Source organism: Streptomyces sp. NPDC002680, from assembly GCF_042889145.1.
Classification (GTDB): Bacteria; Actinomycetota; Actinomycetes; order Streptomycetales; family Streptomycetaceae; genus Streptomyces; species Streptomyces adonidis.
The window spans coordinates 15,039-40,932 of sequence record NZ_JBIAQP010000024.1 but is presented as its reverse complement, the minus strand read 5'-3'; the positions used below and the strand labels follow the sequence as shown (position 1 = coordinate 40,932).

General features: G+C 70.8%; 21 protein-coding genes and 1 pseudogene. 4 read left to right on the top strand and 18 right to left on the bottom strand.

The window, feature by feature from the left end; genetic code table 11:
* Positions 1-15: 15 nt before the first annotated feature.
* Positions 16-1,026, bottom strand: a complete 1,011-nt coding sequence (locus ACFYXF_RS44595) for a DeoR/GlpR family DNA-binding transcription regulator (RefSeq protein WP_389358730.1) — start codon at positions 1,024-1,026, stop codon at positions 16-18.
* Between the two features lie 168 nt (positions 1,027-1,194).
* Positions 1,195-2,784: an NAD(P)H-quinone dehydrogenase gene (locus tag ACFYXF_RS44590; RefSeq protein WP_389358727.1), complete on the bottom strand. Its 1,590-nt coding sequence runs from the start codon at positions 2,782-2,784 to the stop codon at positions 1,195-1,197.
* On the opposite strand from ACFYXF_RS44590, the gene ACFYXF_RS44585 reads away from it, so the two are divergent.
* Positions 2,783-3,220, top strand: coding sequence for a gamma-glutamylcyclotransferase (locus ACFYXF_RS44585; protein ID WP_369037808.1), 438 nt, complete (start codon positions 2,783-2,785; stop codon positions 3,218-3,220). The two genes, ACFYXF_RS44590 and ACFYXF_RS44585, sit on opposite strands and share 2 nt — an antisense overlap.
* Before the next feature lie 104 nt (positions 3,221-3,324).
* Entirely contained in the window at positions 3,325-4,149 is an 825-nt protein-coding gene (locus ACFYXF_RS44580) for a purine-nucleoside phosphorylase (protein ID WP_389358725.1), read from the top strand.
* A gap of 270 nt (positions 4,150-4,419) precedes the next feature.
* On the opposite strand, the pseudogene ACFYXF_RS44575 reads toward ACFYXF_RS44580, so the two are convergent.
* A pseudogene (locus ACFYXF_RS44575) lies at positions 4,420-4,612 on the bottom strand (hypothetical protein); the annotation flags it as partial.
* Here ACFYXF_RS44575 and ACFYXF_RS44570 point away from each other — a divergent pair.
* Positions 4,581-6,218, top strand: coding sequence for a phospho-sugar mutase (locus tag ACFYXF_RS44570; protein ID WP_389358723.1), 1,638 nt, complete (start codon positions 4,581-4,583; stop codon positions 6,216-6,218). The pseudogene ACFYXF_RS44575 and the gene ACFYXF_RS44570 sit on opposite strands and share 32 nt — an antisense overlap.
* Positions 6,219-6,504: 286 nt before the next feature.
* On the opposite strand, the gene ACFYXF_RS44565 is transcribed toward ACFYXF_RS44570, so the two are convergent.
* The 11 genes from ACFYXF_RS44565 to pstC form a co-directional block, all read right to left on the bottom strand.
* On the bottom strand, positions 6,505-6,795 hold the full coding sequence (locus tag ACFYXF_RS44565) for a hypothetical protein (RefSeq protein WP_389358721.1): 291 nt from the start codon (positions 6,793-6,795) through the stop codon (positions 6,505-6,507).
* A 41-nt stretch (positions 6,796-6,836) separates the two neighbouring features.
* Positions 6,837-7,646 (bottom strand): hypothetical protein, encoded by an 810-nt coding sequence (locus ACFYXF_RS44560; protein WP_389358719.1) that lies wholly within the window; start codon positions 7,644-7,646, stop codon positions 6,837-6,839.
* Positions 7,643-7,864 carry a hypothetical protein gene (locus ACFYXF_RS44555; protein WP_389358717.1) on the bottom strand — a complete coding sequence of 74 codons (222 nt, stop codon included), beginning with the start codon at positions 7,862-7,864 and terminating at the stop codon, positions 7,643-7,645. Before ACFYXF_RS44555 ends, ACFYXF_RS44560 begins: the two co-directional genes overlap by 4 nt.
* A 40-nt stretch (positions 7,865-7,904) precedes the next feature.
* Positions 7,905-8,780, bottom strand: coding sequence for a phosphate ABC transporter ATP-binding protein (locus ACFYXF_RS44550; RefSeq protein WP_389358715.1), 876 nt, complete (start codon positions 8,778-8,780; stop codon positions 7,905-7,907).
* A 21-nt stretch (positions 8,781-8,801) separates the two neighbouring features.
* Entirely contained in the window at positions 8,802-9,743 is a 942-nt protein-coding gene (locus tag ACFYXF_RS44545) for a sortase (RefSeq protein WP_389358713.1), read from the bottom strand.
* A gap of 252 nt (positions 9,744-9,995) precedes the next feature.
* A complete protein-coding gene (locus tag ACFYXF_RS44540) occupies positions 9,996-11,453 on the bottom strand; it encodes an Ig-like domain-containing protein (RefSeq protein ID WP_389358711.1) in 1,458 nt (485 codons plus the stop codon).
* A gap of 111 nt (positions 11,454-11,564) precedes the next feature.
* Positions 11,565-12,641, bottom strand: a complete 1,077-nt coding sequence (locus tag ACFYXF_RS44535; protein WP_389358709.1) for a hypothetical protein — start codon at positions 12,639-12,641, stop codon at positions 11,565-11,567.
* Positions 12,642-12,810: 169 nt separating this feature from the next.
* A complete protein-coding gene (locus tag ACFYXF_RS44530; protein WP_389358707.1) occupies positions 12,811-15,258 on the bottom strand; it encodes a hypothetical protein in 2,448 nt (815 codons plus the stop codon).
* A complete protein-coding gene (gene pstS, locus ACFYXF_RS44525) occupies positions 15,255-16,949 on the bottom strand; it encodes a phosphate ABC transporter substrate-binding protein PstS (RefSeq protein ID WP_389358705.1) in 1,695 nt (564 codons plus the stop codon). Before pstS ends, ACFYXF_RS44530 begins: the two co-directional genes overlap by 4 nt.
* A gap of 140 nt (positions 16,950-17,089) precedes the next feature.
* The gene (gene pstA / locus ACFYXF_RS44520; RefSeq protein ID WP_389358703.1) at positions 17,090-18,364 is read right to left on the bottom strand and encodes a phosphate ABC transporter permease PstA; all 1,275 of its coding nucleotides are present in this window, start codon (positions 18,362-18,364) and stop codon (positions 17,090-17,092) included.
* A 14-nt stretch (positions 18,365-18,378) separates the two neighbouring features.
* Complete coding sequence (gene pstC, locus ACFYXF_RS44515) at positions 18,379-19,308, bottom strand: phosphate ABC transporter permease subunit PstC (protein WP_389358701.1); 930 nt, start codon at positions 19,306-19,308, stop codon at positions 18,379-18,381.
* A 1,084-nt stretch (positions 19,309-20,392) separates the two neighbouring features.
* Here pstC and ACFYXF_RS44510 point away from each other — a divergent pair.
* On the top strand, positions 20,393-21,160 hold the full coding sequence (locus ACFYXF_RS44510; RefSeq protein WP_389358699.1) for a calcium-binding protein: 768 nt from the start codon (positions 20,393-20,395) through the stop codon (positions 21,158-21,160).
* A 553-nt stretch (positions 21,161-21,713) separates the two neighbouring features.
* Here ACFYXF_RS44510 and ACFYXF_RS44505 read toward each other — a convergent pair.
* The 4 genes from ACFYXF_RS44505 to ACFYXF_RS44490 all read right to left on the bottom strand — a co-directional run bounded on the left by ACFYXF_RS44505 (position 21,714) and on the right by ACFYXF_RS44490 (position 25,629).
* On the bottom strand, positions 21,714-23,366 hold the full coding sequence (locus tag ACFYXF_RS44505) for a hypothetical protein (RefSeq protein WP_389358697.1): 1,653 nt from the start codon (positions 23,364-23,366) through the stop codon (positions 21,714-21,716).
* Positions 23,367-23,371: 5 nt separating this feature from the next.
* On the bottom strand, positions 23,372-24,019 hold the full coding sequence (locus ACFYXF_RS44500) for a PH domain-containing protein (RefSeq protein ID WP_389358695.1): 648 nt from the start codon (positions 24,017-24,019) through the stop codon (positions 23,372-23,374).
* A gap of 249 nt (positions 24,020-24,268) precedes the next feature.
* On the bottom strand, positions 24,269-24,937 hold the full coding sequence (locus ACFYXF_RS44495; RefSeq protein WP_389358693.1) for a polysaccharide deacetylase family protein: 669 nt from the start codon (positions 24,935-24,937) through the stop codon (positions 24,269-24,271).
* Positions 24,938-24,939: 2 nt separating this feature from the next.
* Positions 24,940-25,629, bottom strand: coding sequence for a glycoside hydrolase family 11 protein (locus ACFYXF_RS44490; RefSeq protein ID WP_389358691.1), 690 nt, complete (start codon positions 25,627-25,629; stop codon positions 24,940-24,942).
* Positions 25,630-25,894: the final 265 nt, after the last annotated feature.

Here is a 25,894-nt window from a genome sequence, read left to right as displayed (position 1 = left end):
GAGCCGGTACGGCGGTCAGCGGCGGCGAAGATCCGCCACCCGGGCCCGCTCCCGCTCCCGTTCGCGCTCACCGGGTCCGCCGGGCTGCTCGCCCAGCATCGTGCCGCGCAGCGGATGACCCGCCGCGCCGCCGGGCAGCTGGCCCCGGCGTGGGTTGGGCAGCGGCACGTCCCGGCGCTGCTGGCGCGCCGGGACCTGATCACCGCCGCCCGGTCCGGTCGCCTGGGAGCCGTTCCCCGAGCCGGACGATCCGGCGACGGCGATCTGTACCCCCTGGTCGGCCAGGGCCTGGAGTTCCGTACCCGCGCGGTCGTCGTGGACGGGCGGTTCGTCGGTGACGAGGCGGGTGATCACGTCCGTGGGCACGGTCTGGAACATGGTGTCCGTACCGAGCTTGGTGTGATCGGCGAGCACGACGACCTCGGCGGCGGCCTGCACCAGCGCGCGGTCGACGGACGCCGACAGCATGTTGGAGGTCGACAGTCCGCGTTCGGCGGTGAGCCCGCTTCCGGAGAGGAAGGCCTTGGACACCCGCAGCCCGTGCAGGGACTGCTCGGCGCCACTGCCGACCAGGGCGTAGTTGGAACCGCGCAGAGTGCCGCCGGTCATCACGACCTCCACCCGGTTTGCGTGGGCCAGCGCCTGGGCCACCAACAGGGAGTTGGTGACGACGGTCAGCCCGGGGACCCGCGCGAGCCGGCGTGCCAGCTCCTGCGTGGTGGTCCCCGCCCCGACCACGATGGCCTCGCCCTCTTCGACGAAGCTCGCGGCGAGGTCGGCGATGGCCGTCTTCTCGGCGGTCGCGAGATGGGATTTCTGCGGAAAGCCGGACTCCCGCGTGAAGCCGCCCGGCAATACCGCACCGCCGTGCCGGCGGTCGAGGAGTCCTTCTGCCTCCAGTGCGCGCACGTCCCGCCGTACGGTCACTTCGGAGGTCTGGACGACGCGGGCGAGCTCACGGAGCGACACGGCCCCATTCGCTCGCACCATTTCGAGGATCAATTGACGACGTTCTGCAGCGAACACGAAACTGACAGTAACCCCAACGACCGTCTGCTTTCAGCAGTTTGCGCCGAATAACAGAAGTTGTTCGCATGGGGGTACGGGAAGTGGTATACGCGCCTATCCGCTCCGCCTATGCCGTACGAATGGGCCGCAACTCCCCGTGACCAGCGGGAAGTTCCGCTCGGAGGCTCAGGCCTCGCCCGCCGCCTTGCGCGTGTGGAGCTGCCGGGCGACCTCTGCGATCGATCCGGAAAGGGACGGATAGACGGTGAACGCGTTCGCGATCTGCTCGACCGTCAGATTGTTGTCGACCGCGATCGAGATCGGGTGGATGAGTTCGGAGGCACGCGGCGACACGACACACCCGCCGACGACAATCCCCGTACCAGGACGGCACATGAGCTTGACGAAGCCGTCGCGGATGCCCTGCATCTTCGCGCGCGGATTGCGCAGCAACGGGAGCTTGACGACCACGGCGTCGATCTTGTCGGCGTCGACGTCGGCCTGGGTGTAGCCGACGGTGGCGATCTCGGGGTCGGTGAAGACGTTGGAGGAGACGGTCTTGAGGTTGAGCGGGGCCACCGCGTCGCCGAGGAAGTGGTACATGGCGATCCGGCCCTGCATGGCGGCGACGGACGCGAGGGCGAAGACACCGGTCACGTCACCGGCGGCGTACACGCCCGGGGCGGTCGTCCTGGACACCTTGTCGGTCCAGATGTGCCCGGAGTCGCGCAGCTTGACCCCGGCCTCCTCAAGGCCCATTCCGGCACTGTTGGGAATGGCGCCGACGGCCATCAGACAGTGCGAGCCGGTGATGACACGCCCGTCGGAGAGGGTGACCTCGACGCGGTCGCCGACGCGCTTGGCGGACTCGGCGCGGGAGCGGGCCATGACGTTCATGCCACGGCGCCGGAAGACCTCTTCGAGGACGGCGGCGGCGTCCGGGTCCTCACCCGGCAGCACACGGTCGCGGGAGGAGACGAGGGTGACCTTCGAACCCAAGGCCTGATAGGCACCGGCGAACTCGGCACCGGTGACACCGGACCCGACCACGATCAGCTCTTCGGGCAGCTCGGTGAGGTCGTAGACCTGGGTCCAGTTGAGGATGCGCTCGCCGTCGGGCTGCGCGTCGGCCAGCTCGCGCGGGTGGCCGCCGGTGGCGATCAGTACGGCGTCGGCGACGAGGGTCTCCTCGGTGCCGTCCGCGGCCCGTACGACGACCTTCCGGGAGCCGTCGATGGCCTGCATGCCGTCGAGCCGGCCACGGCCGCGCAGGACACGGGCGCCGGCCCGGGTGACGGAGGCGGTGATGTCGTGCGACTGGGCGAGGGCGAGCCGCTTCACCCGTCGGTTGACCTTGTCGAGGTCGACACCCACGACGCGGGCGGCCTGCTGGTCGGGTGGGGTGTCGTCGGCGACGATGATCCCCAGTTCCTCGTACGACGAGTCGAAGGTGGTCATCACCTCGGCCGTGGCGATCAGGGTCTTCGACGGTACGCAGTCGGTGAGCACCGACGCCCCGCCCAGACCGTCGCAGTCGACGACGGTCACCTCCGCGCCGAGCTGCGCTGCCACCAGCGCAGCTTCATACCCGCCGGGTCCGCCACCAATGATCACGATCCGAGTCACATGCTCCATTGTCCCGCATGCCCGGAGGTGCCCGCGCCCCGGGGCATGCGTGGCCGTACGGGACCGGTGCGGGCGCACGGTTGTACGGGTGCGGGAGGGGCCTGTGCTGTCGGAGTGACGGCCGTGTCCGCTGCCGTACTCTCGACCCATGTCGCTCTACGCCGCCTACGCCGGCAATCTCGACGCGCGGCTCATGACGCGCCGCGCACCGCACTCGCCGCTGCGCGCCACCGGGTGGCTGACCGGTTGGCGGCTGACGTTCGGCGGCGAGCACATGGGCTGGGAGGGCGCCCTCCCGACGATCGTCGAGGCCCCCCGCTCCCAGGTCTTCGTCGCCCTGTACGACATCGCCCCGCCCGACGAGGAGTCGCTGGACCGCTGGGAGGGCGTGGGCCTCGACATCTACCGCCGGATGCGGCTGCGCGTCCACACACTGGAGGGCGAGGAGCCGGCGTGGGTGTACGTCCTCAACGGGTACGAGGGCGGGCTGCCGTCGGCGCGGTACCTGGGCGAGATCGCCGACGCGGCGGAGTCTGCGGGGGCTCCGCACGACTATGTGATGGAACTGAGAAAACGTCCCTGTTGAGCCGAGCGCGCATCGCGTTTGGTTGGAAACGACAAGACAACGATCGCCATCCCGTGGCCTCTGTCATCTACGCGCGTAGGCTCCGACCGGATACGCTCTTGCGCGTGAACGCATCTCTTCTTCCGGACGACATCCAGGGCGACCCCCACGCCGCCGCCGACGCCGCCGCCACCCGCCTGCGGGAGCTGACGGGCGCCGAGACCCACGACGTCGCCCTCGTGATGGGCTCCGGCTGGGCACCGGCAGTGGACGCCCTGGGCTCCCCCGAGGCCGACCTCCCGGTCACCGAGCTGCCCGGATTCCCGCCGCCGGCGGTCGAGGGCCACGGCGGCAGGATCCGCTCGTACCGGATCGGTGACAAGCGCGCGCTGGTCTTCCTGGGGCGCACGCACTACTACGAGGGGCGGGGCGTCGCGTCCGTGGCGCACGGTGTCCGTACCGCCGTGGCCGCCGGCTGCAAGACCATCGTCCTGACCAACGGCTGCGGCGGCCTGCGCCCCGACATGCGTCCCGGCCAGCCGGTCCTGATCAGCGACCACATCAACCTCACGGCGACGTCGCCGATCGTCGGCGCGAACTTCGTGGATCTGACGGATCTGTACTCGCCTCGGCTGCGGGCGCTGTGCAAGGAGATCGACCCGAGCCTGGAGGAGGGCGTGTACGCCCAGTTCACGGGCCCGCACTACGAAACCCCTGCCGAGATCCGGATGGCGCGGGTGATCGGGGCGGACCTGGTGGGCATGTCGACGGTTCTGGAGGCGATCGCGGCGCGTGAGGCCGGGGCCGAGATCCTGGGCATCTCGCTGGTGACGAACCTGGCGGCGGGGATGACGGGGGAACCGTTGAACCACGAGGAGGTACTCCAGGCGGGCCGCGACAGCGCAACCCGCATGGGCTCACTACTGGCCCAGGTCCTGGACCGCCTGTAGGTCATTTCTCGCCCCCGCCGCCCCTACCCGTTCCCATCCCTGGGGGCTGCGCCCCCAGACCCCCCTCTGTCGCGCTGAACGCGCTCGTCCTCAAACGCCGGACGGGCTGGATGGTGCCGACCGAGGCTGGAGGGTGGCCGTCGAGGCTGGATGGTGGCCGTCGGGGCTTGATCATTCAGCCCAGCCCCAGGCATTCCAGCCCGTCCGGCGCTTGAGGACGGGGGGCCACCCTCCAGCCCGTCCGGCGCTTGAGGACGAGGGGCCACCATCCAGCCCGTCCGGCGTTTGAGGACGAGGCCGTTCAGGCCGAAAGGGGGGTCTGGGGGCGCAGCCCCCAGAAGGATGGGACGGGTAGGGGCGGCGGGGGCGAGAAACAATGGGCCCGCGCCCGACCACGTAACCGCACCACCACCACACCGAGAGGCACCGACGTGCACGACGACGAGCTGATCGCACGGGCCAAGGCGTGGCTGGCCGAGGACCCCGACGCGGAGACCCGCGACGAACTCGCCAAGCTCATCGACGCCCACGACCTCCCCGAACTCACCGCCCGCTTCTCAGGCACCCTCCAGTTCGGCACCGCGGGCCTCCGAGGCGAACTCGGCGCCGGCCCCATGCGTATGAACCGCTCCGTCGTCATCCGCGCCGCCGCCGGCCTCGCCGCGTACCTGAAGGCGAAGGGCCAGACCGACGGCCTCGTCGTCATCGGCTACGACGCCCGCCACAAGTCCGCCGACTTCGCCCAGGACACAGCCGCCGTGATGACCGGCGCCGGCCTCAGGGCAGCGGTCCTCCCCCGCCCCCTCCCCACCCCCGTACTGGCGTTCGCAATAAGGCACCTCGGCGCGGTAGCGGGCGTAGAGGTCACCGCCAGCCACAACCCGCCCCGCGACAACGGCTACAAGGTGTACCTGGGGGACGGGTCGCAGATCGTCCCGCCCGCGGACGCGGAGATCGCCGCCGAGATCGACGCCGTACACGCCCTCGCCGACGTCCCTCGCCCCTCCACCGGCTGGGAAACCCTCGACGACACCGTCCTGAACGCCTACCTGGCCCGTACGGACGCCGTCCTCTCCCCCGGCTCCCCCCGTACCGCCCGCACGGTCTACACGCCGATGCACGGCGTCGGCAAGGACACCCTCCTCGCCGCCTTCGCCCGTGCGGGCTTCCCGGCCCCCACCCTGGTCGCCGAACAGGCCGACCCCGACCCGGACTTCCCGACCGTCGCCTTCCCCAACCCGGAAGAGCCCGGCGCGATGGACCTCGCCTTCGCCAAGGCCCGCGAGACCAACCCCGATCTCATCATCGCGAACGACCCCGACGCGGACCGCTGCGCGGCGGCCGTACCCGTGCCCGGCGACGGCTGGCGCATGCTGCGCGGTGACGAGGTCGGCGCCCTCCTCGCCACCCACCTCGTCCGGCGCGGCGCGCGGGGAACCTTCGCCGAGTCGATCGTCTCCTCCTCCCTCCTCGGCCGGATCGCCGAGAAGGCGAACCTCCCCTACGAGGAGACCCTCACCGGCTTCAAGTGGATCGCCCGCGTCGAGGGCCTGCGCTACGGCTACGAGGAGGCCCTCGGCTACTGCGTGGACCCGGACGGCGTACGGGACAAGGACGGGATCACGGCCGCGCTCCTCATCACGGAGCTCGCCTCCGAGCTGAAGGAGGAGGGCCGTACGCTCCTCGATCTGCTCGACGACATCGCCGTCGAGCACGGGCTGCACGCCACGGACCAGTTGTCGGTGCGCGTCGAGGATCTGTCGGTCATCGCCGACGCCATGCGCCGGCTGCGCGAACAGCCCCCGACCCGGCTCGCGGGCCTGGCGATCACCAAGGCCGAGGACCTCACCAAGGGCACGGAGACGCTCCCGCCCACGGACGGTCTGCGCTACACGCTCGACGGCGCCCGGGTCATCGTCCGGCCGAGCGGTACCGAGCCGAAGCTGAAGTGCTACCTGGAGGTCGTCATCCCCGTGCCCGTGCACGCGGATCTCCCGGCGGCCCGGGCGAAGGCGGCCGGCCTGCTGGAGACGATCAAGCGGGACCTGTCCTCGGCGGCGGGCATCTGAGCCGCCGAACCGACTCCGTCCGGCCCTGGTTCACCGGGTGTTGGGCTGTCGCATGCTCCCCGGCTGCCCTTCCCCTTCCCGCCCGTTCCATCCTGGAACGGCGGTTCGGATGCATTCCTCGCCCCCCTTGGAGGGCATCCGCCCCCAGGCACCCGCCGCCCCTCTCACCCTGGCGGGCTGCCGATGCCGTGCACGGGCCGGTCACGGGGTGCAGTCACACATGAGTCAACTGCACCCCGTGGCCGGTTCGGTGACAGGTGACGGGTGGCTGGTGGCGCCGCCGTCGTCATTCGTCGGAGGCGCGGGCCGCCGCTCGTCGCTCCAGGCGCCGCGCGTCCCGGTGGCTTCTCAGCGCGCCGCGCAGCCACACCGCCGCCACCAGCGTCACGAGACCGGAGAAGGCCGCGATCGCCCACGACCCGATCCCGAGGCCGAGCCAGAGGCCGCCGACACCGATGAGCCCGATGAACCCGCTCTTCCACACCGTCCATGACCCGCCGGCCAGCAGCGGGCCGCCCATGCCCATGCCGAAACTGTTCGGCGGGCCGCCCTCGTGGTTCTTCTTCTGCGCTGACATCGCGTTCTCCATCCGGTGACGGTGATGGTGACGGTCGTGTTTCACACGCGCATGAGATAGCTGAAGCCCGTGTCCGGGCCGACGCAGGACTGGAGGGTGAGGTCGCCCCAGTAGAGGCCGTGGGAGGGAGTGCCGCGGCCGGGTGAGACATGGCGGGCGTACACCCGGTACGCGAAGGTGCCGCGCGGTGTCGTGGCCGTGACGACCGTGCCCACGGGCAGTTCGGCGAACCGGTCGAACCCGCAGTAGTCGTGGCCCACGACGACGGCGGTCCGCAGCGCGAAGCCGTCCTCCGTCGTCCCGAGGTCAGGACCCGTCCACAGCACGGCGTCCCGGCACTCGTCCACCGCCTCCTGCCCGCCCCGCACGACACGCGCCGACCAGGAGCCGATCCGGAGGGTCGTCGAACCGTCCAGGCTGCGCCCGTCGGACGTCTCGGCGCGGGGCGTGGTGGACGACGGTTCGGGAGGTGTGGCGCGAGGGCTCGACGAGGGGGACGGGGACGAGGTGTTGAGCGACAGGTCCGGGAGTTTCGCCTTCGGCGACGCGGCCGGCGCGCTCCTGGACGGTGTGGGGCGGGGAGTGGCCGCCGTGGGTGTGGGGTCGGCCGGCAGCGCCTCGGGGGTCGGCTCCACGGCGGTGGCGGCCCCGGTCGGCCGCCCGGCCGCGTCCGCCGACTCGCCGTCGGAGGACGGGCGTACGGGCGGGGCGGACGCGGGCGGGACCGCCGGCGGCTCGTCGGACCCGCCGGGGACGGCACAGCCCGCGAGGGCGACGGCCGCGACAACTCCCAGGACGGCCGCGGCGGTTGCCCGGGCAGCGCCCGTGCGGGCGCGGGACGAGTCCGTCACGACCACGGGCCGCCCATGAGCGTGGCGTCCGATCCGCTGCCCACGAACGCCTCGTGGATCGCGGGCCCGCTCACCCTGTCCGCCTTGCCGACACCCGCCTGCGGACGCCACGGAGGGGACTGGTGGTCGGCGGACGCCGGGGTGGACAGCACGCCGAGACAGGGAGCCGCGGCGCCGAGAGGTGCGGCGGCCGTTCTGGAGCGGGACCTGACGTTCATGGGTGAACTCCTCGTCTGCTGGGCCGCGGCTCGGACGCCCTTACCCGAAGCGTCCGTTGACGTAGTCCGTCGTGCGCGGGTCCTGGGGGTTGTTGAACATCGCGTCCGTGGTGCCGTGTTCGACGATGAGGCCGGGGGTGCCCTGCTCGGCGAGGAAGAACGCGCACTGGTCGGAGACGCGGGCCGCCTGCTGCATGTTGTGGGTGACGATCACGATCGTGACCTCTTCGGAGAGTTCGTGGATCGTCTCCTCGATGCGGCGGGTCGAGGTCGGGTCCAGGGCCGAGCACGGCTCGTCCATGAGGAGGACACGGGGGCGGACCGCGAGCGAGCGTGCGATGCACAGGCGCTGCTGCTGGCCGCCGGAGAGTGCGCCGCCGGGCTGGCGGAGGCGGTCGCGGACCTCCTTCCACAGGCCCGCCTTGGTCAGGCACTCCTCGACGAGTACGTCCTTCTCGTCGCGGCCCGCCCTGATGCCGCCGAGCTTCAGGCCCGCGGTGACGTTGTCGTAGATCGACATCGCCGGGAAGGGGTTGGGCTTCTGGAAGACCATGCCGATCTGGCGGCGGGCGTGGGTGATGCGGCGGCCACGGTCGTAGATGTCCTCGCCGTCGAGCAGCACGCGGCCCGCGAGGGAGGCGGAGCCGATCAGTTCGTGCATGCGGTTGAGGATCCGCAGGAAGGTGGACTTGCCGCAGCCGGAGGGGCCGATGAGCGCGGTCACCTTGCGGGCGGGCATGGCGAGCGACACCTGTTCGAGGACCTTGTGGTCGCCGAACCAGGCCGAGATGGAGTCGGCCTCCAGGGATGCCGGGTTGCTCGACGGGGCCCCGGCGGGCCTGCTCGCCCTCACGGTCTCCAGCTTCACCGTCTGGGCGGGGACCGCGTCGACGAGCGTGTCGTTGGTGTCGGACATGGTGGTTGGACTCCTCGTCGGTCAGAGCAGGTTGGGCAGCAGACGGGTGGCGGCGCCGGAGACCGCGAGGCCGAGGGCGGCCAGGACGGGCACGCCGACGACCCAGGTCTGCCAGCGGCCCCACACGCGGTACGCGGCCATGGTGAGCAGGGCCGCGGCGAGCAGCGCCTGCGACCAGAGGAAGACCGGGAGCCAGGCCCCGTCCTCGGTGCCCATGGCCTGCTCCGCCTCGCCGATCCAGGCGAGCGTCAGCGGGCGGGGCGGGCTCGGCTGGGCGTCGCTCGTCAGGGTGGCGTCGACGCGCAGGACGCCCGAGGGTGTGTAGGGCGACCCGTCGGCCGTGACGAGGGTGAGCCGGCCCTCGCCCTCCTTGAGGACGGGCGGCAGCGGGTCGCCCTCGCGGCGGATGCCCGAGACCTCGTAGACGGCCGTGCCCTGACCGGTCGTCACCCGGATCTCGGTGCCGACGGGCAGCTTGCCCAGTCCGTTGAACGGGCTGCCGTACGCCCACTGGCGGCCCATGATCAGGCTGGTGCCGGCCTGTCCCGGCAGCGGGGTGTCCCGGCGGTGGCCGGGGCCGGACATCAGCACCCCGGACGTGGTGCCCTCCCCGACGACCTCCTTCAGGCCCAGCGCGGGGATGCGCAGCAGCGCGACGGGCGCGCCCGGCTGCAGCATCTTGCCGTCGTACGTCTGCTGGCCCACCGGTGCGGTGCCGAGGGCGAGTTGAAGCCGGAGCTCGTCGTAGGCGGTCTGCTGGTCGCGGGCGTGCTGGAGGTGGCCCACGAGGGTGAGGTTGGCCGCGAAGCCGAGCAGCAGGGCCGCGAGCAGGCACATCGCCGCCCCGGCGAACGCGAAGCCGGGGCGCTCGGCCCGTGGCGGCCCGGAGGCGGGCCGGGGCTCGGGTGCGGGCGCCGGCACCGGCGGCGCGGCGGCCGGCGGGGGCGGGGACAACACGGTCACGGGCTGCGCTCCTGTGAGAGGGGTGGGGTGGAGGGACGGCAGGAGCGGGCGGCGGGTGGTGGCCCGCCGCCCGTGCTCCGTCCGGTCCGCTGTCAGGGCCTGTCCGGCGGATCAGGTCGGAGGGAAACAACGGTGCCTCTTCGGCGGACGGGAGCGGGGCTTGGTGCGTGCAGCGACAACGCCGCTGGGGTCCCCCCTCTGGGGGAGTGCGTGCCAAGCCCCGCGTCCCCGGCATGATCCGCCGGACAGGCCCTAGGGGCGGGGCTCGCCGAAGGTCAGCAGCCCGTTGCGGCGGCCGAACCTGATGGCGACGAAGCCCGCCGTGACGAGGACGACGGCGCCGATGCCGGAGAACAGCGCGATCTGGCTGCCGGTGGAGGCTAGGCCGCCCTGCGGCGAGCTGCCCCCGGTCGTGCCGGACCCGCCGGTCGTACCGTCGCCGCCGGTCGTGCCGCCGGTGGTGCCGGACGTCGTACCGGAGGTGTCGCCCGAACCGTCGTCGGTCGGGTCACCGGTCGGGTCGTCCGTGGGATCGTCCGTCGGATCACCGGTCGGGTCGTCGGTGGTCGTCGACGACGGCGACGGGGACCCGGACGGCTCGGGGACGGTGAAGGAGACCGTGTCGACCTCGCCGCACTTCGGGGTCAGCTTCCACGCGTTGTTCCCGCCGACCGCGTCGTCCGGAATCTTCAGGGACGCCCAGGTCGCCGTACCGTTCGCGTCGGCCGTGGCGGCCGGGAACGCGGTGTCGTTGCCGTTCAGGGCGAGGGCGTACGACGTGCCCACCACGCAGCCGCGGAGGATGAGCTTGATCTCCTGGCCGCGCTCCAGCTCGGGGTTGACGGCCAGCCGCTCTCCGGAGGCGTTCTGCATCTCGAAGCGCGGCGCCTGTACGGTCACGTCCTTGGACGCGGACTCGGAGACCGCCCACTTGGTGGTGTCCGTGGGCGTGAAGCGGGCGACGATCTTGTGCGGTCCCTCGGTCAGCGCCGTCGTCTTGAGCTCGGCCTTGCCGTCGGCGACCGTGGCCTGTCCCAGCGAGGTCTCGCCGTCCAGGAAGGCCACGGTGCCCGCCGCGTCGGTGGGGGTGACGGTCGCGCTGAGCGTCACCTGCTGGCCGGGCTCTGGGACGGAGGGGCTGTACGTCAGCTCGGCGGTGGTGGCCTGGGCGCCCTCACCGACCACCCAGTTGTCGCCGGTGACGGTGATCTTCTGGGTCCAGTACGGGTCGCCCGGTACCCACGCCTCGGGGGCGGGGCTCAGGTCGAAGGGGTCCACGCACCGTACGCGCAGCTCGTACGTGCCGTCGCCCGTGATGGCTCCCGCCAGGCTGGACACGGCCATCCCCGGGTTGTCGGCCGGCTTCAGCGAGACCGTCGACGTCGCTTCGGTGAAGGGCGCCCCCGCGCTGATCCCCTTCAGCGCCGTCACCTGGGTGTCGTCGGCCTTGACCAGGTACAGGTTGAGGAAGTTGTTCCAGTTGAGCTCCTCGACCGTGACGGCGGGGCACGCGCCGGGGAGCCCGATGGAACCGGCGAAGGGCTGCGGATCGCTCAGCTTCCCGCCGGCGGGCTCCAGGGTGAACTCCCCGACGGACGCCGCCCGGGCGGGCTCGCTCTGGACCGCGACCAGGGTCACGACCCCCAGGGCGAGCAGGGCGCAGGCGGCCACGATCGCGGCGACTCTGCGGAACGGACGTAGCACTGTCATTGCGGTTGCCCCCCGAGGGACGGTTGACGGACGGAGAACGGGACAGCGCGTGGAGCCGGGCACCTGGAGGGGTGCCCGGCCGTCACGCGGAGGTCAGGTGGTGATCAACGACTACCGGTTGCCCGTGAGGTTGGTGTCACCGCAGCTGGACGCCCCGGTGTCGGCGCTGAGGTCGCCGAAGCCGTAGGTCTTGGTCGTGGCGATGTTGGCGCAGACCTGGGAGGTGGCACCGACGAAGGCGCGGACGAGGGTCGCGTCGGCGGTCGCTCCGGTGATCTTGGTGGTCGGGACGACGTTGTACACGTCGCGGGAGAAGAAGAAGTTCGGGTTGAGCTCGATGGCCGTACCCGTACCGGTGGTCGGGGCCGTGCCCTCGATGCTGCGCAGCCGGGACTCGCCGCGACGGTTCGGGACGTTCGTGAGGCCCTTGCCCTGCGCGAGCCACTGGGCGACCGACATCGGCATGATCTGGGTGCCGCTGGCGATGGCCGTACCGTCGTGCTCCTGCACCGTGTCGTCGACACAGCCGGCGGCCTTGGCCGTGGCGATCTGCGCCTCGGTCACGCCGATGGAGGTCAGCCAGTACGTCCGGGTGCCCGAACCGCTCTGCGGCAGCAGGGCCTTGGAGACGGTCTGGGTGGCGCCGGCGGCGTCCAGGTAGGTGCACGTCTTGTAGATGGACGCCAGCTGGGCCGTCGTGAGGTTCGTCGGCAGGGTGCTGCCCAGGTCGGTCGCGTAGGTGACCGCGTCCTTGCCGAACGGGATGAAGGTGAGGTTCGTACCGGCGGTGGACGGACCGCGCGAGGAACGGGCGAAGTCGACACAGTCCGACGTCGTCGTGTCGGCGACCTCGGCGTTCAGCCTGTCGATGCCGGCCGAGGAACCGTTCGGGCGGACGATGTTCGCACAGTGCGGGCTCGTCGCCGGGTCCTTGGGGGTGATCGTGGTGGTGGCGCCGGTGGGCGGCACGGCGTCCCACGATCCGATGATCTTGTTGCCGGCGGCGTCGACGGCGACCTCGCCGAGACCGTTCACCACGTACTGCGTGGTGTCCGAGCCGACGCCCGCCAGGGCACGCCACGGGGGAGTCGAGTAGTCCGCAGAGGCAGGGGTGGACATGACGCCGACACCCAGGGCGGCAGCACCGAGAACCGCGGCGCCGACCTTGGCGCGAGACTTGACGTTCACTTCTGAACTCCTCGTTTTCGGAATTTCGAAGACTGGACGCTCAACCTGAATCCGGATTTTTCTGCGACCGACCCGTCGACCGGTCACCGCACACATTTCCAAAGGTTCCGTGCGATGACCACCAATTCCCGAAGAGGGAAAGGTTACGGGCAGGCTTCCTAGATGTCTCCTAGGGAGTCCGGCGCTGAGCGAAATACAGCATGATCGGGCCTGAAAGCCCCGCCGCCCCGCCCACCAATAGGACGACGAGAAGAACCCAGCGGATAATTCCGAGAATCTCTCCCGGAGTGACACCTTCCCGGGATTCCGCAACATTCTGTTGCGGCCCCGAGGAAGGTGGTGGGGAACCATTGGCGGCGACGGACTGCGACGGCGTCGGGCTGCCGTCACCACCGCCCGCCGTCGAGCCGCCGGTCGTCCCGCCGGAGGCCGCCGCCCCACCGGAGGTGTCTCCTCCGGTGTTCGCCCCGCCCGTGACTCCCCCGGGATCGCCCGAGCCGGGATCGTCGGCCGGCGGGTCCTCCGAGACCGCTCCGCGCACCAGGTCGTCGGCGGCGGTCTCGGCCTGCTGCCGCAGTTTCGTCGGCAACGGCGCGTAACCGGGCGGCAGTTGACCCGCGGAAAGGCCGGGCGTCTGGCCCGAGCCCGCGGCGAACCTGATGAACTGCGCGTAGGCCTTGCGGGATTCGGCGTCCTGGTTCACGGAGGCCGCCGCATAGGTGACCACCGTGAGCGGATACGCCTGGCCCTTGGCCCGCGCGGGATCGGGCTTGAGCACCGAGGCGTTCTCGGACGACGGGCGCATGGCGGCGACGCCGGCCAGCAGGGTGTCGGTCGAGGGCTTCACGAAACGGCCGTCCGCGTTGGGCAGGGCGGCCACGTTCAGTCCGTAGCGCTCCGCCGACGCGGCTTCGACGAAGGCCATGACGGCGTGCCGGCCCGGGTAGATCTGTTCCTCGATGAGTTTCGGGGTCGGTGACTGCTGTTCGTTCTGCATGATGGTGCGGCCGTTGGACCCCCGGCGGGCCCGCACGGCGCCGTCGTGGAGGTCGGCCGAGTACGGGGCGAGGTCGAGGATTCCGTAGTCCAGAGGATGGGCCCCGCCCGCGGCCAGGGCCTGCGCCCGCGTCTCGTCGCTCTTGGGGTAGCTGTTCAGGATCGTGTTCTTGTCCAGACCCGTGAAATAGGAGTTCAGCCGCATTCCCCATGGATCTTTCTTCCCGGCGAGGAATTCACGGGCGTCCGTGTCCGACTGTAGCCAGTTCCAGACCAGCCGTGCGGTGTCGGAGCTCCCCAGCGGGACCACGAGGCTCATGGGTTCACCCGGCAACTGCTTCGGGAAATCCGGGTTCAGTTTCTGGAATTCCGGATCCTGGGTGTAGTACTGCGGGTTCCCTTTCACATGCGCCGGCGTGGGGACGGCCTGCGGTACGTCCCCCACGTAGGAATGGGTGAGCATCTTGGCGACGAGCCGGGGGTTCAGTCTCATTTCCTGCACCACGCCGGACGGGCCCTCCACGAAGAACGCGATCGCGAGGGCGGACACGGCCACCGGCGCGTGTACGACGGCCGGCGCACCCTCCGCCCCGGGCACCGGGTCGACGGTGAAGCCCAGCAGGGGTGTCTCACTCGACGTGTTCGCCACCTGGCCCCTGGCGTCCTCCTCGCCGGCCGAGTTGAAGCTGTAGGTGCTCGCCGTGGACGCGCACAGCTTGGGCTGCCACGAGGTGACGGCGTCCGTCACCAGTTCGGAGCCGACCGTGGGCCGCTCGGGCTGGCCCTCCGGGCAGAACTGGTCGACCGGCAGGAACTCCAGCCGGAAGACGAGCCGTTGGGCCCAGTTCGTCGCGGAGAGCGGCGAGGTGTTGAGGCTGTTGCTGCTGGGGTTGACGACCTCCCGGCCGTTCGCCTCGTGGGTGCCCCGGGGCACGACCACCAGCCAGCAGGGCCGCGGCTTCGGGGTGCTGCCCTCGGGCGCCGTGTTCACTCCACAGCCGAGGTAGTCCGACTGGACCCCGTCCTGCAGTTCGAACTCCACCTCGCCGGTGCCGTTGGCGAACGTACGGGTGGCCGCCTGCTCGTTGCTGTCGAGCGGGCTGAAGTAGGTGTAGTCGTCCGAGCGGGTGGTGGCCGGCTTCCCGGTGGCGGGGCGGAACGGGACGAAGGCGCCCGCGCCCGTGTACTGCTTCTCCCCCGGGTCGTAGGCCGCCCCGTCGTCCACTCTCCGCGTACCGGTGTAGGTGCCCGGGACGAGCCCCGTCCCGTACTCGCACTGGTCGCGGGTGGGACCGGTCGGATCGTCGCCCCAGCACTGCATGATCTGCAGGTAGTTGGCGTTGAAGCCGGTGTCCGGCAGTGTCGGCGCCGCGCCCTCCCAGCTGACCCGCACGCCCTGGGAGCGCAGGTTCCTGGTCTGGTGGACGGTCACCTTCAGGTCGGAGAAGTCGTCGTACGCGCCCTTCCGCCCGGTCAGTGTCAGCGCGGAGTCCTCCGTCCCGTCCGCCGCCGCTGCGGGCGTGGTGGCGGGGGCCATGGGGAGCAGGGCGAGGACGAGTCCGGCCAGCAGGGCGCCCACGGCCGCGACGACGCGGGGCCGGGATCCGGTCGTGGCGGTCATGCGACGCCTCCCCTGCGGCGCGCGCGGTTGGCCAGCAGGCGCCCGACCAGGGGTGGTCCGACGACCACGCCGAGCAGGAGCAGGGCCGACAGTGTCATCAGCGCGGTGCGCAGGCCCAGTTCGTTGCCGGAGCCGAGGGCGACGGGGCTGGCGACGATCGAGGTGTCACCGGTGCCCTGCCCGGTGCCGACCACCTCACCGGTGTCGGGGTCGACTACGGTTCCGCCGGTCGTGGTGCCCGTCGCGCCCCCGGTCGTGCTCGCCGTGCCGGCGGCACCGGTCGTGCCGGTGGTGCCGCCCGTCGTGCCCGCCGTCCCGGCGCCCGTGGTGCCCCCGGTCGTACCGCCCGTCGTCCCCGTGCCGCCCGTCGTGCCGGAGCCGCCCGAGCCGGTGCCGCCGGTGGTCCCCGATCCGCCTCCGCTCGGGGCGGTCGGCGTCTTGGCTCCGCCGGTGCCCGTGGAGCACTGGTCCGAGCCCTTCTTGTCGCACGCCGCCGGGTAGGGGGCGTTCTCGATCAGCAGGTTCCTGCCGCCGGAGAACGTCGGGTTGTTGCACTTGTTGATGTCGATGTTCGCGCTCACGGCACCGGGGATCTTCTTCGTCTGGGCCATCGCGGCCTCGACCAGGTTCTTCGGCAGCGGCGAGTAGCCGAGCCGGTCGGCCTGCTGCTGGCCCTCGCAGAGGAAGTAGTTGTTGAACGCGCTGAGCGTCTTGCCCTTGTCGGTGTTGAAGTTCCCTTCCACCTTGGTCGGGACGATCATGTAGCTGTAGCTGGACATCGGATAGGTCCGGCGGTCGCCGTACGTGTAGACCCCGTCCAGGTTCTGGGTCAGGTAGTTCGCGGAGCGCGGGTCGTTGTTGATCGCGGCCTTGGTCAGCGCGACGGCCACGGCGGAGGCGGTCGGCTCGACGTAGTAGCCGGACTTGTTGAGGAGCTTGGCCACCGGGAAGCCCGCGTTACGGGCGTACGAGTACTCGACGTACGTGATGGCCCCGTCGGCCTGCGACTGCTTGGTGTAGCCCGCGACGCCGAGCGAACCGGACTGGGCGACGAAGCCGGAGCCCGGGATGTTCGGGAAGTACGAGGTCAGACCGCAGGGCGTGGGCTTGCCGGCCCGCTTGCAGTAGTCGTTCCACAGGGCGCCGTGCTGCTTGGACATCCACAGGGTGAACTGGGCGGTCGTACCGGAGCCGTCGGAGCGGACGACCGGGACGATCCGGCGGGCCGGGAGCGCCAGCTTGGGGTTGTCCGCCTTGATCTCCGGGGCGTTCCACTGCTTGAGCTTCCCGGTGAAGATCTTGGTCAGGACGTCCCCGGACAGCCGGAGGTTGGTGACCCGCTTGCCGCCGATGTTCAGGTTGTACATGAACGACGTACCGCCGGCGACGATCGGCATGTAGGCGAACTTGCGCGCGGGCGGCGGGTCCTGCTGGCCGAACTCGGTGAGGCCGTACGGGATTTCGGAGACGCCGAAGTCCGAGGTGCCGTTCGCGAACTGGGTACGGCCGACCGACGAGCCGACCGACGCGTAGTTCACGGTCATGCCCTGCTGACGGACGTTGCGGCGCCACTGCTCGATCGCGTTGGCGCTCCATGTCGAGCCGGAGCCGCTGATCTTCGTGTAGGTGGCGGCGTCGGCACCCGGCGGGTGGATCGCCAGCAGCGCGCAGACCAGTGCGACGACCAGCATCGAGGCCTGGTACACACGTGGGCCGCGTGAACGACGGACGGGTGCGACTGTGTCTTCCCGGGGGACAACCTCCGGACCCCCGGCAGAAGGGCGGGTCGGCTCAGGTGACCGGCGCGGACGTCGCGCGGCAGACCGGCGTATCACGTGGTGCTCCTCGTCGATGCGGGACTGGTCGAGGCGGGGCCGGCGGTGGGCCGGCCGGAGTCCGTGCGCGCCGCGAAGCGCCGCGCGTCACGGTGGGAGGCCCTGACCCGGCGGTGTTCCTGACGGCGGGTCAGCTTGCCCGGTCCGCGGCCGCCGGCGATGCGGGCGGCGACGAACAGGATGAGCACCACCAGCAGCAGGACCGCCGCGGCGCCGAAACCGCGGGCGATGTAGGTGGGCTCGGGGTTCTCGACGAGCTTGAAGGCTGCCAGGGGCAGCGACACCATCGGGCCGTCGATCGGGTTGGCGTTGAGGTCCGCGGTGTAGCCGGCGGTCAGCAGGACCGGCGAGGTCTCGCCCACACCACGTGCCGTGCCCAGGATGATCGCCGTGGTCAGCCCGGACCGGGAGGTGGGGAGCACCACGTGCCACACCGTGCGCCAGCGCGAGGTGCCGAGCGCGTACGACGCCTCGCGCAGCGTGCCGGGGACCAGCCTGATCACCACGTCCGCCGCGCGGATGATGATCGGCAGCATCATCACGGAGATCGCGAGCGCGGCGGCGAGGCCGGAGAGTCCGAAGCCGAGGGTCAGGATGAAGGTCGCGTAGATGAACAGGCCCGCCACGATGGACGGCAACGCTGTCATCGCCTCGACGATCGTGCGCACGAACCGGCTGAAGGCGCCCGGGACTTCGTTGAGAAAGACCGCGCACACGATCCCGGCCGGTATGCAGAGGATCAGCGCGATGGAGATCTGCCACAGCGTGCCGACGATCGCGTGCACGATGCCGCCGGCGGTGAGCGGATCGAGCGGACCCGCGGCGGCCAGGGAGTCGGTGTAGAAGTTCAGGTGCACCAGCGCCTCACGGCCCTCGTAGAGGGTGTAGACGACCACGAATCCGAGGACGGCCAGCATCACCAGGCCGAGACTCTGGACGACCGCGGCCGCCAGCCGGTCGCGGACCGCGGGGCCGTCCTCGTCGAAGGAGACCAGCAGCGCGTACAGGCCGAGGAAGAGGACGTACGCGATGACGAGAAAGCCCAGGGCGCCGTTGAAGGGCAGCAGCCGGTCGAACATCACCCAGGTGGCGGCGAGGGACGCGGCGGCCGCGCCGGTCATGGCGTAGACGTCGGTGGCGCGCAGGGTGGACAGGTTCCGACGCGATTCTCCGCGCGTCGACCTGCCTGCGGACCGGCGTCCGGGAAGTTCGGTGGCCGGGGCCGGTTCTTCGGTCGGACCCACGTGGCTCTGTGGAGTGGTGACGGTCATCGGGCGCGGTCTCCTCAGGAGTCGCTCGTCGCGCCGGAACGGCTGCGGGCGACGATCGACGAAGCGGCGAAGTTGACGACGAGGGTCATCAGGAAGAGCGCGAGGCCCGCGGCCATCAGCGCCGACATGCCCAGGGGTTTCGCCTCGCCGTAGCGCAGGGCGATCAGGGACGAGACCGAGCTGGTGCCGTTCTGCAGGATGTGCGGCTGGATCACGAACACCGGCGAGATGATCAGATAGACGGCGATGGTCTCGCCGAGCGCCCGGCCCAGGCCCAGCATGGTGCCGCCGATCATGCCGCCCTTGCCGAAGGGCAGGACGACGCTGCGGATCATGCCCCAGCGGTTGGCGCCGAGCGCGTACGCCCCCTCGCGCTCGCCGACCGGGGCCTGCGAGAACACCTCACGGACCACCGAGCAGATGATCGGCGCGACCATCAGGGACACGACCATGCCCGCGATGAAGGTGGAGGAGGTGTAGACCGTGGCGGTGGCGAGCGGGTCGTCCGGGTCGGTGCCGTCGACCTTGAAGAGCGGGATCCACCCGAAGTAGGTCGAGATCCAGCGCGACAGGGTGACCACATGCCCCTGGAAGTAGAACAGGCCCCACAGTCCGTAGACGACCGACGGCACGGCCGCCATCAGGTCGACGATGCTGATCATGGTCTGACGGAGGCGCGGCGGCGCGTACTCGGAGATGTAGAGCGCGGTGCCGAGCGCCAGCGGTACGGCGAACACGATGGCGACCCCGGCGATCAGCACCGTCCCGACGATCACCGCCGCGATCCCGAAGTTGCCCGATTCGGGCTCCCACACCTCGGTGGTGACGAAGTCCCACTTCACGAGCGACAGCGCCTGCCAGGCCCGGTACGTCAGAAAGCCGCCGACGAGCAGCATGATCGCGAGGACCAGGCCGCCACCGCCGCGCAGGATGCCCCTGAACACACGGTCGGGCACACCCCTGTCGGGGTGCAGGCGTCTCGGCGGGTCGTCCGCCGGAGCCACAGATCGCTCAAACATTCGGGTCGTCACACAGGACGACACTCCTGAGGCGTGGTGGACGCCCGTTCACGCGAACATGAACGAGACGCTCCCGCGAGGCAACTTCCAATGTTGACGTGAACGCGGCGACCAGAAACACGTGAGGGCCGACGCTCGCCGGCATGGCGGGCCCCGACCCCTTGGCGTGGAATTCCTGCTCGACGCGAATTGATACGAGCTGACCTACCCGTCAGCTCGGCCCCCTCATCCGGGTCATTCTGCGTCGTCCCACGAAATCACCCCACCCGACCCGAGTACGGCCAACAGCATCCGAAAACGCTCATAAGCGGCCTGGCAGGTCGAATGACGCTCATAGGAGCGTGCGGAGACGGCCACCGCACCCCCCGCACGATCACGCAACCGCCAGACCCAGCCACTGCCTTCCGATGTGTGGTGCACCGCGCCCGGTAATTCCCCGATGTCGGTACACATCCGGTCGAAGGCGGCGCGACATCCCCCGTAGTCCCGGTACGCCCTCGCGGCCACGGCGATCACCCGCCCGTTCGTGGCGGTCAGCCGCCACGAGTAAGTGCCATCTGCACCTATGTCTATGTGGCAGCGCGTGCCCGGTGCGGCCGCGCCCCCCATCCTTGTCGCCATCCATCCCCACTCCTGTTTCCCCATATCAGGAAGCCGCATGAATCGGCGCTGGTTCGTCGGCCATGCGGCATCCGCAGGTTACTGAGACGGGAGAGGAACTTGATCCACTCGTGGGGGATGTTTCACCCGGAAGTTGCCCCTCGTTCATACGCCGGACCCCTGGACCATAAATGGCCGGAACGCCACCCTTGGCGTGGTACGCGTAGGGGTTCGCCAGGTCCGCTGAAATTTGAACCGAATTTCCCCTTCGGCTTTCCTTGAAATTCGCGCACCCGATATCGGCCCCTATTGAGTCCCGCGAAGGCGAGTACGCTGCGCACGGCACACGTCAATTCGGGCCTGCCGGTGGGAAATTGACAGGCCATGGCATTCACATTGGGGAATTCGCATGCGTATGAACTCAGCTGTCGCCGCGGCCTGTGGCGTCGTGGCCCTGACCGCCCTCGCCGTTCCGGCCGCGCACGCGGACGAGCAGTTCGGCGACACCGAGATCACCGGTGTGGTCGTCAACGACGGCGACCCCGTCGTCGTCGGCACCGGTGCGAGAACCGTGACCGTCGAGGTCACCGCGACCGACCCGTCGGGTCTCGAACAGATCAGCGCGAGGCTCTACCACGGCTCCTTCGGCGCCCCGGACAGCAGCGTGGCCCCGGCGGCGACCTGCGGTCCGACGGCCGCCACGACGACCACCTGCACCCTGACCTTCACCCTCACCCCCGGCACGGTCCCGGCGACCAGTTCGCTGGCCGGTGGCTGGAGCGTCAGCGCCTACGCGATCGCGCCCGACAGCGACGCCGTCTTCCGGGACAACGCGGCCTCGTTCACCCTGCAGCGCGCCACCGACGTGACCGTCGCCACCTCCCCCAAGCCGGTGAAGTGGGGCCGCACGCTCACCGTCACGGGCGGTGTGACCAACGCGAACTGGGCGACCGGCACGTCCGTCGGCGCCGAGGCGGGCCTGCCCGCGACCCTGGAGTTCCGCCCGAGGGGCAGCAGCACCTACTGCACGGTCAAGACCGTCCAGACGGCCTCGGACGGCACCCTCTCCACCACGGTCCGCGCGTACACGGACGGCTACTACCGCTGGTCCTACGCCGGTACGACCACCACCTCGGCCGCGCTCTCCCCGGCCGCCTTCGTCAACGTGGTGGGCTGACCCCCGTACGAACGGCGCCGGGTCTCCCACAGAGGCGGGGCCTGGCGCCCGACCACGGCCGACCCCACACGCGGCCCTCCCCGGCCGACCCGCCCCACCGGGGTCACCGTGGCCACCGCCGTACAACCCCGCACGGGGACCCTGATCGCCCTGCCCACTTGCGCCCGTTCGGCGCAGCGACTGCCTCTCCGAACTGACGGGCGGACAGGCGGACGGGCGGGCGGGCGGGCGGGCCAACCGGCGGACGGACGGGCGGGCGGGCGGACGGAAGGGCCGACCGACGGGCGGGCGGACGGGCCGGCCGACGGGCAGACGGACGGGCCGACCGACGGGCGGGCGGACGGGCGGGCGGGCCGACCGACGGGCGGGCGGACGGGCGGGCGGGTGGACTGACCGGCAGGGAGGCCGACCGGCAGGCGGACGGGCCGACCAGTTGACCGGCGGGCGGGCTGACCGGCCCACCGGCAGGCGGGCCGACCGGCGGCCGGACGGGCCGACGGGCCGACTGGCCGACTGGCCGACGGGCCGTGCCCTGCCCCGCCCGGTGCCCCCCTCAGCGCACCGCCACCAACGCCACCACCCACACGCCCGCCAGCACCGCGGCCATCGGCCACACCGGCCGCCCCCGCTCCGCCGCGCCGCTCTCCCCGGTCGGCCGCAGCTCGGCGTCGAGGCGCATGGCGGTGAGTTCGGCGGCGAGGGCGTCGTACGGATGGGTCAGCCCCCGGCGTCTCTGGAGCCAGCCCCAGCGGGGTGCGGAGACCGCCCAGTCGCCGTCCTGCCAGTCGATCTTCAGCTGATGGGACCGCCGCCGTACGAACCGGAGGTCGTCCCAGGACACATGGCGGGGCCCGCGCAGTCCCGCGATCCAGAGCCCGGACCGGTCGGCGGTGATACGCCAGGCGAGCTTCTGGGGGACGCGGACGGCCCCGTACAGCCCGAGCAGGGTGAGAAGCGCCAGCTTCCACATCGAGAAGCCGGACTCGTCGAACCAGAGCCAGCCCAGCCACAGGCCCCACAGCACGAGAAGCGCGGTGGCCACCCAGTCGAGCCACCCCGCCCGCCAGTGCCGCACCTTGCTGACGGCCGCCTGCTGCTCGGCCAGCTCCCGCCCCTGAAGCTCCATTTGGAGACTGTCGGCGGCCAGTTCGCGCTGCCGGGCGGCACGCCGGCGGCCCGCGTCCGGTGACAGCGGCCGTACGGGCCCCTCCGACCACTCGGTCAGCGGCGGCTGCTCGGGATCCTCGTCGGCGCTGACGACGAGCACCTCGGCGCCGTCGAAGGGAGCACCGTAGAGAACGGCTTCGCGGACGGGCCCGAAGGTGTCGTCGTCGAGCCCGAGAAGCACACGTTGAAGAGAGTCGTCACCGTCCTGTTCCTCGTCCTCGTCGGTGTCCTCGTCGTCCTCGTCGAAGGAGGCGAGGTCGACGGTGAACAGGGGCCGCTCGGCGGCGGGATCGTCGGCGGCGTACACCTCCGTACCGCCCTGCGCGTCGTCCCGTACGAGCACGCGCAGCACCGGGACCGGGGCCCCGCGTAGGGCACCCGCCCGCTGCCGGCCGAGCCAGGCCGAGGCCAGCGCGGTCACCCCGAGGCCGGCCAGGAAGACGGTGACGACCCAGGCGCCCTGCTGGTCCTGGGCCGAGCCCCAGAGACCGGCGGTGCCCCCGCTCAGCGCACCGAGCGCGAGCACGACGAACCCCAGCGCGAACAGCACCCGCCCCCGCCGTACGGGAGCCCCGGCACCCGGCACGGGCACGGCGACGCCCCCGGCGGCGGCCACGGCCCGTTCCAACTGCTCGCTCCGCGCCCGCAGCCGTACCGCCACAACCGCCCAGGAGCCCAGCACGACCACCACACCGAAGCCGGTCAACGCCCAGGCCATCGAGGACGCCTCGACGGCGAGGGCGAGCAGCAGCAGGGGTGCGCCGGCCCACACCAGTTCGGGCCGGGCGAGCACCCACAGCACGTACACGGCGAACCCGGCCGCGACGAACGGCCACAGACCGCCGGCCATCGCCACCAGGGCGCCCACGCACAGCACGAGGGTGGCAAGACCGGCCGCGACCGAGCGGCGCACCCGCAGGAAGGTCCAGCGCGGGGGCAGGGCGGCCGACCAGCGGGCCGCGCGGACGGTGGTCCAGTCCTGGCAGCCGTCGGGTATGGCGGTGAGGGGCAGCCGCAGCGGCTCGTCGGGGAAGGTCACGCGGCTCAGCCGACCGCGAGCAGGATCGCCAGCAGAACGGCGCCCGCGACGGCGGGCGCCATGATCTCGTACGCCCACTTCACGGTCACCTCGCCCTGCGAGGTGGCGGCCTTCTCCCGGGCCTCCCACAACTGCGACAGGTCGTCCATGATCTGGTCGGTCTGGGCCCGGGTGGGCCCCGGCGGCACGATGGACAGTCCGGGCCGGCCGCCGCCCGCTTCTCGTGCCTCACGCATCTTGGCGCGGTTGGCACGCTTGCGGGCGCGCAGCGAGACCGGTACGGCCCAGAGCTGGTACTTGTCGCCGGACTCGACGAGGACCTCGTTCGAGAAGCTGGACCGGAACCCGGCGACCTGCCCCCAGGGGAGCACGATGACTCGGAAGGGATTACGCACGCGCATCCGATGGTCGTTGGCGAAGACACCGGGGCGCAGGGTGAAGGCGATCACGAGCGGTACGGCGCAGAGCAGCGCGGCGAGCGCGAGCCACGGGGTCCGCCCGTGCCCGACGATCACGGCGTCGCCGCCGAGCCAGCCCGCGAGCCCGAGCAGCAGCACGCCGGCCACGATCGAGGAGGGTGACCGGTAGACCCGGTCAGGAGACTCGGGCGCGGCGGGCCCCTGCGCGGGCGACGGATGGTCCGGGGTGGTCATGCCCCCGATTCTGCCCGACGCACGGAGGCACCTTCCCTCGCCCCCGCCGCCCCTACCCGTCCCATCCCTGGGGGCTGCGCCCCCAGACCCCCCTTTGTCCTCAAACGCCGGACGGGCTGACCATCCAGCCCGTCCGGCGTTTGAGGACAAGGCCCCTTCAGGGCCGGAGCGGGGGTCTGGGGGCGCAGCCCCCAGGGATGGGAACGGGTAGGGGCGGCGGGGGCGAGAAAACCCAGACCCAGCAGCCCGCTACGGAGCCACCGCCCGACCCGTCGTCGCGGAGATCCTCCCCGCACACAGACCCCGCGCGGCCAGCCCCTGCGCGATACGCGGCACCGCGGCACGCGTATTCGCGGACCAGTCGTGCATAAGGATCACCTGCCCACCGACAAGCCGCGCAGCGGCCTGCACGATCGCATCAACACTCGCCCCGTTCCAGTCCTGCGAGTCCACATCCCAGATGATCTGGGTCAACCCGTACTTCGCGGCGACCGCCTTCACCACCGCATTGGTCTCCCCGTACGGCGGCCGGAACAGCACCGGAGTACTACCCCCCGCCCCCACGACAGCCTGCTGGGTCCGAGCGATCTCGGAGTCGATCTGCGCCTGCCCGAGCTGGGTCAGATGCGGATGCGTGTAGCTGTGATTCCCCACCCACATCCCGGCGCTCACCTGCGCACGCACCAGCGCCGGACTGGCGGCGGCGTACTGCCCCTGGTTGAACATCGTGGCCCGCAACCCGTTCCCCGTGAGGGCACCCAGCAGAGCCGTCGTACTGCTGGAGGGACCGTCGTCGAACGTGAGCCCGACATACCCGTTGCAGACGGCGGCCCGCGCGGGAGATGCAGTGAGGGCGGTGGCAACAGCCAGAGCAGCGACAGCCAGTAACGAAAGACGCCTTGAGTTCCTGAAGGTCATGGCTAACCCACCGTGATGTTGGAGTTGCCGCTGCTCCGATAACCCTCGGTCGCGAGGATCATGTAGTAACTGAAGCCCCCCAGAGGCATCCCAGCGCGAGCCCACGCGTCGAAGTGATTGCCGGTGGTGATGGTGCCGCCGGTCCGCTTCGACTGCCGGACGCTCCAGTACTGGTTGAAGGTCCGGGTGCCTTCCACGGACGGGGCGTTGTAACGGGTCGTCTGGTAGATGTCGTACGTCCCGCCGTCACTGGTGACGGTCCCCTTGTACGTCCCCGTGGGCCGATAGGTGCCCCAGTTGTCGACGACGTAGTACTCGACCAGCGGGTTGGACGTCCAGCCGTACAGCGTCAGATAGGCGTTCCCGGACGGGTTGAAGCTGCCCGAGTAGCTCACCGTCCTGCGCGAGCCGTTGCTCCAGCCCTTGCCTGCCACGAAGTTCCCGGTGTTGCTCCACGCGGTGCTGTAGTTGCCGCCGGAGTTGAGGGTCATGGAGACGGTGCCCGGGGCGTCGGTCCAGAACGAGTAGTAGTAGCCGCCGTTGGTACCGGTCTGGTTGGTGGTGACGACCGTCGCGGCCTGAGCGGTGCCCGGCAGGGCCAGTGCGGCCACGGCGACCAGCAGCATGGTGCAGACGCCGCTGAGGAGCAGCCTGAGCCGGGATGCGGATACGGATGCGGGTGCGTTGTCCATGCGCGGAGTGTTGGCCGGACCATGTCATGTGTCAATAGTTTCGGTATTCACTTCGAAACATTCGAACCCCGAGATAGAGTGAAACACACCACTGAACAGCAGAGAGACCCACCACCGCAAATTCACATCACCCCACCCCAGAATCCGAAGCAAATGCTCCAGACCCATTTTCCCGAATGTTTCGAATCCCCCACCGATCCCAGCCCGCACTCGCACCCATTTCCTCGGGCTGTACAGCCGCTACGCGCGTAGATATGCTCGGCTT